This is a genomic window from Frankia sp. CeTa3Moorea (assembly GCF_978021225.1).
Genome location: NZ_CDXDOR010000165.1, coordinates 1 through 9,140, shown reverse-complemented (window position 1 = coordinate 9,140; position 9,140 = coordinate 1). Strand labels below are relative to the sequence as shown.

Genomic DNA, 9,140 nt, shown 5'->3' with positions numbered 1-9,140 from the left:
CAGGGCTCCGGCACGTTCGCGTTATGACCGGCTCGTCCGCGCGCCGACGGGACGGCCTGGATGTCCGTATCGTCAGGGAAAGCCGTGCAGGTCGAGCGCGGCGGTGGCGGTCTTGCAGGCCCGGCGCCCGGCCGGAACGTAGCGGTGGCCCGCGGCACGGACCGCGTGCGCGACAGTGGCGCGGAAGATCGCGAGGTTGGCCGGGCCGCGGCGGGTCCGGCTCCGGCTCGCGTCCTCACCGAAAGTGACGTCACGGACGTGGTGCTGACGGTTCTCGATGATCCACTGGCCGCGGGCGGTGTCGGCGAGGAACCCGGCCGAGGCCTGCTCGAAGGCCAGATCCGTGATGCCGTAGACCGTCTCCCGGCTGGGTTTCCTGCCCTTCTCCCGGCGCCAGCGCTGGATCCGGACGGCCTGGCGAGCGTGCGGGAACTCGGCGTGCTCGACGGTCGCGGCCTTCAGCGTGCGGGTCTCGTCACGGCCGTGGCCATGGTCGTGGGTGGTGTCGGCGACCGGGACGTCCGCCCACGGCAACGCGGCCAGGAACGCGCGCAGCGTTGGCTGGTTGCCCTTCACGACCGCAAGGTAATGGGCCTTCTTGTCGGTGACCAGCCAGTCGAGATGGTCGCGCACGGTATGCAGAGCGTCGAAGGTCAACAGGTCGCAGGCAAGGTCGAGGGGCTCGAGGACAGGGCGGAACGCCTTCGTCTCATTGCTCTTCGAGTCCACCTCGTGCTGGTTGACCAGCCGGCCGGTCGCCTGGTCGGCGACCCCGACCAGTTGGACCTGCCGCCCGTCGGCGCGCTTCGCGCCGCGGCTGGTCTTCCCATCCAGTGCGTAGACCGCCCGCACCGCTTCTCCCGCCGCCTCGGGTGACGCCGGCTTCGGCGGGGCCGGGTCGGCCAGCGGCGGATCGAGCAGTGCGCGGGCGAGCCGCGCGTCGTCGGTGTCGTTGAGGAACCGGCGGATCGTCGACTCGCTCGGCAGCCGGTAGCCGTCAAACGGGTCGTACGGCAGCCGCAGCCGGCGCCGTTCCTCCTCCGTGGTGCCGGCGAGCCATTCGATCACGGCGGTGACCCGGTCATGGCCCGCCGCGGTCAGCGCGCACCGCCACACCGCCGCCAGCACCGCCAGCGGGTAGACCCGCCCACGTCGGCCCCGGTGCTCGCCCATCGCGTGCAGCCGCTGCCAGATTCCCTCACGCGACACCGCGCCGGCTCCCACCACACCGGCCGCGTCACGCGACAATGCCCCCACAGGCACGTGCGCTCCCGGACCACGAAGACGTTAGACACCTCCGTGATCTACAGGCGCCGTGCCTGTCTTCTTCTCAGCGACGCGTGACCTGGCCGTGTCCGCCCGCCGACCCCCGCGCCCGCCCGATCAGGGCATACCGGGACCCCACCAGCCAACTCCGGGCGGACCGGGACCTCAGCTGACAGAACCGGCCAGGGCACCGCCCAGCAGGCCAGAACAACGAACACCTGGATCGATCACGCGATCAGCGCCACCCAGGACGCACGGCCACGATCACACCAAAGCGCGAACGTGCCGGAGCCCTGGACGTCAGGAATCGCTGCCAGCAGACGTCGGCGAGACAGGGGTCACCGAAGAAGGCTGAACGGCAAGGAGGCTGGGCAGATACTTGCGTAGTCTGCTACCCAGGGAAACAAGAACCGCGTCGTTGCCAACCGAGTTCTCGATAGCTCTGGCAGGGGCAACGTCGAGTGCCGCGCGACTGAGTGTCGATGCGTCCGTCCCGATCACAAGTTTGATCTCGATCGGTGCGGGTGCCCCGTTGTCTGCCGGTTCCTCCGCGATGTCAAATACGTAGATCCAGTCCGCTGGTGCGGTATTCTGGTCGTCGAGGAGGCGCCAGGTCCCATCAGCCTGTTGGTGCAGGTCCGGCTTACCAAGGAATGGCTGCCAGGAGTCCCACACGGGTTGTGGGATGGCAAGGACACAACCCACGGATGTTTCCCTTTTCGTTACCTGAAACTTGAAGGAAACCTGGTAGAAAGTCCGCTTGAAAACATTCGAGATATTGGGACCTTCGACTTTTCTGCCCGCCCACTCCTGATTTGCAGCCACCTGGGCGGGGAAGTCAGACGGGTGAAGATCGAGTGCGCCACGCAGCGCGGAGACCGCATGCTTGTAACTGCCATGAGTGTCGGTGGTCTGCAGCTCAATCACGCCGTAACGTCCGAGACAGACCCGGGCGCCGTCGTCCGACAGCAAAAGTTCAACCAGCGTGATATCAAATGATAGCTCAGGCGAGGCAGTGGTCCGCGAAAGACCGATTTCACCTCCGAGCTTCTCCTGAAAGTAACAGAAAACCCGGGTCCCGCTGCCGTCCCCGAGGAGTTTTCTGACGCCTTCTTCGGATAGCGTCAGGACCGGTTGGATAGCTACCGGCCTCCCGTCTTCCACGGAGAACAAACGCCTAGTCATGGTTTCCACTAGCGTGTCATCCAAAGCCCTGTAGGGGCACACTAGCCAGTCTTGGCGGTGGCCGTTACTTTCGGCACTAATCGAACAGACGCCCTGACTATTCGCTAACTTGACACAGTTCTGGTTGCTTCCGAGGACGTCAGATAGAAACGGGCAACGGCGCTGCCGCTGGTCCCGGATCGCTTCCTCGTGTGCCGCCACAATTGGGAATACCCTGTGGCCGTGCCACTCGGCCAAATGGGGTCGCCGACTTGGTGCTGACGTTAGCGGAAGAAAGCCCTCGGCCATCATGCGGCGCTGTCGGTTAGCGTAGGAAGCAGGTCTCCATGCGGACCAAGGAAGGAAACCGGACGACGTCGGAAAGGGCTGTCAAGCCGATGTGTTGGTTTACCGGCAAGGCAACGACCGACCTCCTCGGCAATACTCCTAGCCAACTGCACCGGCACTGCGTTCCCGACCTGGTCATACTGGCTTGACCGACTGCCGAGGAATACGAAACTATCCGGAAAGCCCTGAATTCTTGCCGCCTCTCGGATGGTAATCGTTCGATTCTGCTCCGGGTGGGTGTACTCGCCAGTTTTTGGATCACGGAAGCGAGTAACGATCGTACGCGGCACGCCATCCCAGGACATTCGACGATACCGGCGAGTATGGTCCTTACGGAGTGCTCGCTGCATTCCTGCCGGAAGTAGCTCGAATGGGAGGTCACGCCAGTCCTCACCCGGCTTTAGATGTGCGATTCGGGCTAGATTAGACTCAGACAACTTGGCCGCGTAGTGATTCCACAGCTCATCAGTCAGGTCGCCGCGCATTTCTCGCTGATAGGCGGTCGTTGGCGGCCCGATGTACTGGTCGTTCTGTTCTCCTGCTTCAACCTTCGGTAGATCGGCGATGGCGTCCCGGGTAGTCAGGAAACGAGAGGACTGCGCCGCAGTGATAGTGCAGTTCGGGAGAAGGTCGCCGATGTTCCCGCCGTGGGTCGGGGCCGGGAAGCCGTGACCAGCAGGTATGCCGAGGTCTTTACGCCAGGCGATGATGACCAATCTCCAGCGCATCTGAGGGGCCCCATATTGGGCTGCCAGCATCTCGGCGCACCCGGACGCGTATCCGATGTCGGACAACCCTTGCAGAATCGAGCGTAGATAGGCTCCACCGGCCAGCGTCACCAGCCCTGGAACATTCTCGATCACGACGCACTTCGGCTGCAGATCTTTCGCGGTCCGCAGAACCTCCAGGAAGAGGTTGTTGCGCTCATCCCATATGACCCGTGATCCCATGATTGAAAAACCTTGACAGGGCGGGCCCGCGAACAGGAGTGAAAGCTCTCCCTGCGCGACATCGGCCGCATATGCGATCTTTTCGCTGTCAACGTTACGCAAGTCTCCGACTAGCACAGAGGCCGGCAAGTTGGCCTGGTGAGTCGAGGCATAGTCAGGGTCGATCTCGGCTGCAAGCCGTAGATCGGCCCCCGCGGCCACTAGGCCGGCCGACGCACCGCCAGCGCCCGCGAAAAGATCGACAGCGCTGAACGATCCGGCAGTGCCGGCACGCTGCCCGGCCCCAGCCAGCGTGCTTGGCAGTGCATCCCTGGGCAGGGCTGCACTCTCGGTGCTCTCCATCGCGGCCTCCTCTGAGGAGGAACGTAGCGGATGGGGCCGACAGGACAGCCCAGAAGGCTGGTGGAAGGATTGCGGCGTGCCCGAAAGGTGGGTCTCGACGTCGGCAGCCGCTGGCCTCCGGGGCCGACGTAACAGCGACACCGAACCGGAGATGCTGCTGCGCCGCGCCCTGCACGCCGCTGGTGCCAGGTTCCGGCTGAGACGTAGCCTCGCCGTGGGCTGCAACCCCGATCTTGTTCTCCCTGGCCGGAGGGTCGCCGTGTGGGTGGACGGTGACTTCTGGCATGGCTGTCCGATACATGGCCGGACGACGTTCAGCGGTCCGAACGCACCGCTCTGGGCGGCGAAGCTGCAGCGCAACCGGGAGCGCGATGCCCGTGCGTCGGAACGTGCTCGCCAGGCAGGATGGACGGTCGTGCGGCTGTGGGAGTGCGAGATCCGAGCCAGCCCGGCCGACGCGGCGCGTCGAGTCCTTGCCACTGTCAGCGGCAAGGACGGCCACGCTGTCGCCACTTCCGGCGCCATGGCTGCGAGAGATCAGACATGCGGCGGCGGCCCGGAGGAGTCGTAACTCTTCCGGGCCGCCGCCATCAGGGGACTCGGTCGCCCTACTCGCCGTTCATGATCCGATCATAGGTGCGGCGAGCGCGGACGTTGCGGGCGCTGGCGCCGTAGCGGCGGAGCATCTGCGGGGACGTCCAGCCGTTCAGCTCCATCAGGTCGCCCTCGTTGCCGCCCTTGTCGAGCCACGAGTGGGAGAAGTGGTGCCGGAACTTGTGCGGGTGGACCACGACGCCTGCTTCGTCGCCGCGACGGGAGATCATCTGGTAGATGCCGTTCGCGGTCATCGGCTGGCGGTTGTTGATCCCGAGCCACAGCTTCGGGCTGTGCGCGTAGGCGTGTTTCCCGCGCAGCCTCAGGTACCGGTCGATGGCCCGTGCGGCGTTGTAGCCGAACTTGACCATCCGTTCCTCGCGGCCCTTGCCCGTGACGCGCAGTTCGCGGCGCTCCAGGTCGATGTCACCGCGCTCGGGGTGCTCCGGGTCGTAGCAGATGCCGGCCATCTCCGAGAGCCGGATCCCGGTCGCCTTGAACAGCTCGATGATCGACTGGTCCCGGCGGTCGACGAACGTCTTGCCCCGGCAGGTCTTCGACAGGAGGTTCAGCTCCTCCTCGGTGAACACCGGGACGACCTTCTCTGCGACCTTGGGCGGCTTGAGCCGGCCCATCGGGTTGTCGACCTCTTCTTCGTCCGCGTGCCACTTGAAGAACTGCTGCAGGGCCCGGTACTGGTTGTTGGGGTAGCTGTCCGAGTACTGATCAAGAAGGTAGACCAGCCACGCGCGGACGTCGTCCGCGGTCACGTCCTCCCAGTCGGTGTGGGAGGTGCGCGCGAGCAGGTGCGCCGCGGCGAACCACTGCGCCGCCTCGACGTACGTGCGGATGGTCTTGGGGGACTTGCCTTCGGCGCTCAGGTGGAGCCGGAAGGAGTTGATCACGGGCTGGAACGGGTCGGCGATCAAGGTCTTGGGCTGCCGGGGCCGGGAAGCCGTCATCGAAAGTTTTCCTCTGTTCCAGCGGTGTGCGACCGATGATGGATCCGCACTGCTGGCGTTTCCGCACGTCAGAGGGGGTTTGTGGGCAGGGGCGGGGTCGAACCGCCGACCTTCCGCTTTTGCGGCGGACGGTCCAGGACGGACCGTCGCCGACCTGCGCGGACACTGGTGACGGACCGTCCGCCGCGCGGCGTTCGACCAAGGACGTCGCGCCAAGATTAACTCTCCGCTACGCGCTGGCCGGCCCTTACGGCGAAGGCCGCGATGCCTCGGGCTTATGTGACCGCCTGCTGTCAGCTCGTCAAGGTCGGGCATGGACGGCCACGGCGGAGGTCCGGACGCAGCCGACCGACACTGCAGGTTGCCGGCCGGTCCGAGGTAGCCGGCTTCGCGCTGCCATGTAGGGGCCTCGGCCGGCTCGGTGGTGCGTCGTTACAGGTCGAACTCTTCGGGGCTGAGGCCGACCGCGAAGCACGCCTCGCGAACGACGGCCTGCTCGCTCTTGTCGAAGTCTCCGTCGGCGCCGCCAATGACGATGCCGATCTGGATGACGGCGCGGGCCTCGGTCGGCTTCTTCTTCACCTTCCCGATCTCCTGGAGGACGGAGACCTTCCCGAGGGCGAAGTCCTGCTGGATCTTGGCCAGGTAGCCGTCGAACCGACGGTGCAGGTCGTCGGACGGGAAGTTGGTCAGCACGTCGTTCGTCGCGATCAGGGAGGCGACGCGCTGCCGTTCGGAGGGGTCGATGTGCCCGTCGGCGGCCGCGACGAGCGCGCACATCGCCATGCTGGCGTCCCGGAAAGCGCCGCTTTTGAGCTCGTTCTTCTTCGCGGTGAGCTGGCCCTGCATCGTCTGCGTGGAGGCGCGCAGGCGGTCCCAGATCGGCATCGTGCTCCCTGACCTTTCTCAATGACAGGCGTCGAGGCCCTCCGGCCCCGAGCGCGGACAGTGACCATCTGTGTCGTATCAGAACTCGTGCGACGGCGGCCGGGAACGGACGATGTCCGTTTCCGGAAGGGCGGTGTGGCTCGGTTCATCTCGCCTGCCCGCCCGTCAGCGCGGGTGTCGGAGTGTCGAGCGGCAGGAGCCGGCGCAGCACGTCGTCGAGGGTGACCACACCGAGAGTGGTGGCGTCGTCGAGGACGACGGCGAGCTGGTTGCGGGTCTCGCGCATCTGGGCGAGGGCCGTGTGCAGCGGCGTGTCGCCGTCGAGCCGGAACGCCGGCCTGGTCAGGTCACGGATCGGCTCGGCGGCGCCCAGGGCGAGGGTGTCGCGCACGTGGACGACGCCCCAGTCGGTTCCGCCCCGCCGAACCAGAATCCGCAGGTGGCTGGAGGTCCGGCTGGCGGCCTGCACGTTGCCGACAGTCGCGTCCGGCTCCACGGCCGCCAACGCCCGGCCTGGCGCGACCAGGTCGCGCACCCGCAGGTTCCGCAGGTCGAGCGCGCCGGTGAGCGGCGCGGCGTAGCTTTCGTCGAGCGCGCCGACGTTCGCGGAGTGCTCGACGAGGTGGCGCAGTGCCGCGGGGTTCTGACGGGAGACGAGGTGGTCGGTGGCCTCGACACCGACGCGGTGCAGGCACCAGTTCGCCGCGCTGTTCAGCGCCCGCAGAACCGGCCTCGTCGCCCACATGAAGCCCCGCATCGGCAGGGCGAGCAGGATCGCGGACTTCTCCGGGTGCGCGATCGCCCACGACTTCGGGGCCATCTCGCCCACGACGAGGTGCAGGAACGTGACGATCACCAGCGCGAGCACGAAACTGCCGGCGCCGGCGAACCAGGTCGGGGCGCCGAGGTCCTCGATCGCGGGCTTCAGCCAGTGGTGTACGGCCGGCTTGGTGATCGCGCCGAGTGCGAGCGTGCAGACCGTGATCCCCAGCTGGGCGCCGGCCAGGAGCACCGTCAGCTCGCCGGAGCTGCGCAGCGCGGCGCGGGCCGCGCGGCTGCGGCTGGCCGCGTCTTCGAACCGGTGTCGCTTCGCGGCGAGCAGGGCGAACTCGACCGCCACGAAGAACGCACTCAGCCCGATGATCGCGACCGTGCAGAGAGCAACGACCCAGGGGTTGTCCACGTCAGTCCTCCCGATCGCGGACCGGCTCGTCGAGCAGCTCCAGCCGGATCGCCGCGGGCACGTGGTTGTCGACATCCATCACGATGGCGCGCAGCACCCGCCGCGGCGCCTCGTCGTACAGCGCGAGCTCCCCTGGGTCCGGGGGCAGCGTGACGTCGACAACGGTCCCGGTCTTGGGCAGCGCGCCGTGAGCGGAGATCACCAGACCGGCGATCGTCTCGTAGTCGCCCGGAGGCATCTGATGCCCGAGCGTGCGTTCGACCTCGTCGATGTGGAAGCTGCCCGGTACCAGCCACGCTCCGTCGCCGATCGGGTTGGCTCCCTCGAACGCGGCGGCGGCGTCGTGCTCGTCGGTGATCTCCCCTACGAACTCCTCGGCCAGGTCCTCGATGGTCAGGATCCCGGCGAAGCCGCCGAATTCGTCCACGACGCAAGCGAACTGTACCTTCTTCCTCGCCATCTCGGCGAGGGCGGCAGGTAGCGGCATCAGCGTCGAGATCACGAGAGCCGGCCGGACGAGCTCGCGGGCCGGGGCATCGTCGGGCGCGTCCATCACGTCAAGAAGCTGGACGATCCCGGTAACCCGCCCGTCGTCGTCGACGACCGGGTACCGGGAGTGCCCAGCGCTCATCAGCACCCTGACCTCGCCCACGGGGCGGTCCTGCTCAACGACGTCCACCTGCGAGCGGGGGATCATCGCGTGCTCCACGTCGCGGTGCGGGAAGTCCAGGATGCGGTCCAACATCAGCGAGAGATCCGCGGGCAGGTCACCCCGCTCCCGCGACTCGGCCACGATGTGCTCAAGATCGCGTGCTGAGGCGGCGTGCTCGACGTCTTGGACCGGCTGGATGCCGAGCAGACGGAGCAGCAGGTTGGACGACTGGTCGAACACCCAGACCAGCCAGCCAAAGACCTTCAGGTAGAGCAGCGTCGACCAGGCGAGCCTGCGTGCCACCGGCTCCGGCCGGGCGATCGCGAGGTTCTTCGGGAACAACTCACCGAAGACCATCTGAACGAAGGTGGAGAACGCCAGCGCCAGCACGGTACCGAGCGCGACGCCGATGGCCGTCGACAAACCGGCACCCGAGGCCACGTCGCCCAGCGCGCTGCCGATCAGCGGCTCGGCGACGTACCCGACCAGCAGACCGGTCACCGTGATCCCGAGCTGGGCACCCGAGAGCATGAACGAGGTACGTCCGGTCACCTTCAACGCCCGTCGCGCCGCGGCGTCGCCGGCTGCCGCCGCCGCGTTCAACCGGGACCGGTCGACCGCCATATAGGCGAACTCCTGGGCGACGAAGTAGCCGGTCGCCACAGTGATGACCAGCACTATCAGGAGACCGAGCAGCAGTGACAGCGCCGTCACCATCGTTGTCGCCCCCGGCTCCCGGGTCTGTGCGGCTCAGCCGCCTCCGCCATCCTCCACCTTCCACACGTCGCGGA

The 9,140-nt window shown here is 66.8% G+C and carries 8 protein-coding genes and 1 tRNA gene; 1 reads left to right on the top strand and 8 read right to left on the bottom strand.

What is annotated here, in order from left to right; genetic code table 11:
• Window positions 1–72: 72 nt before the first annotated feature.
• The 3 genes from AC08OV_RS20900 to AC08OV_RS20890 form a co-directional block, all read right to left on the bottom strand.
• A complete protein-coding gene (locus AC08OV_RS20900) occupies window positions 73–1,263 on the bottom strand; it encodes an ISAs1 family transposase (protein WP_476620161.1) in 1,191 nt (396 codons plus the stop codon).
• Between the two features lie 303 nt (window positions 1,264–1,566).
• Complete coding sequence (locus tag AC08OV_RS20895) at window positions 1,567–2,460, bottom strand: PDDEXK family nuclease (protein WP_476615828.1); 894 nt, start codon at window positions 2,458–2,460, stop codon at window positions 1,567–1,569.
• 278 nt (window positions 2,461–2,738) lie between these two features.
• Complete coding sequence (locus tag AC08OV_RS20890) at window positions 2,739–4,070, bottom strand: DNA cytosine methyltransferase (protein WP_476615829.1); 1,332 nt, start codon at window positions 4,068–4,070, stop codon at window positions 2,739–2,741.
• A 76-nt stretch (window positions 4,071–4,146) separates the two neighbouring features.
• Here AC08OV_RS20890 and AC08OV_RS20885 point away from each other — a divergent pair, with 76 nt between their 5' ends.
• Window positions 4,147–4,641: a very short patch repair endonuclease gene (locus AC08OV_RS20885; protein ID WP_476615830.1), complete on the top strand. Its 495-nt coding sequence runs from the start codon at window positions 4,147–4,149 to the stop codon at window positions 4,639–4,641.
• Between the two features lie 37 nt (window positions 4,642–4,678).
• On the opposite strand, the gene AC08OV_RS20880 is transcribed toward AC08OV_RS20885, so the two are convergent.
• The 5 genes from AC08OV_RS20880 to AC08OV_RS20860 all read right to left on the bottom strand — a co-directional run bounded on the left by AC08OV_RS20880 (window position 4,679) and on the right by AC08OV_RS20860 (window position 9,066).
• A complete protein-coding gene (locus AC08OV_RS20880) occupies window positions 4,679–5,626 on the bottom strand; it encodes a tyrosine-type recombinase/integrase (RefSeq protein WP_476620160.1) in 948 nt (315 codons plus the stop codon).
• An 82-nt stretch (window positions 5,627–5,708) separates the two neighbouring features.
• A tRNA-Leu gene (locus AC08OV_RS20875) sits at window positions 5,709–5,782 on the bottom strand.
• Between the two features lie 276 nt (window positions 5,783–6,058).
• Window positions 6,059–6,514 carry a tellurite resistance TerB family protein gene (locus AC08OV_RS20870; protein WP_476616080.1) on the bottom strand — a complete coding sequence of 152 codons (456 nt, stop codon included), beginning with the start codon at window positions 6,512–6,514 and terminating at the stop codon, window positions 6,059–6,061.
• Between the two features lie 145 nt (window positions 6,515–6,659).
• Complete coding sequence (locus AC08OV_RS20865; RefSeq protein WP_476594033.1) at window positions 6,660–7,697, bottom strand: CNNM domain-containing protein; 1,038 nt, start codon at window positions 7,695–7,697, stop codon at window positions 6,660–6,662.
• 1 nt (window position 7,698) lies between these two features.
• The gene (locus AC08OV_RS20860; RefSeq protein WP_476616081.1) at window positions 7,699–9,066 is read right to left on the bottom strand and encodes a hemolysin family protein; all 1,368 of its coding nucleotides are present in this window, start codon (window positions 9,064–9,066) and stop codon (window positions 7,699–7,701) included.
• Window positions 9,067–9,140: the final 74 nt, after the last annotated feature.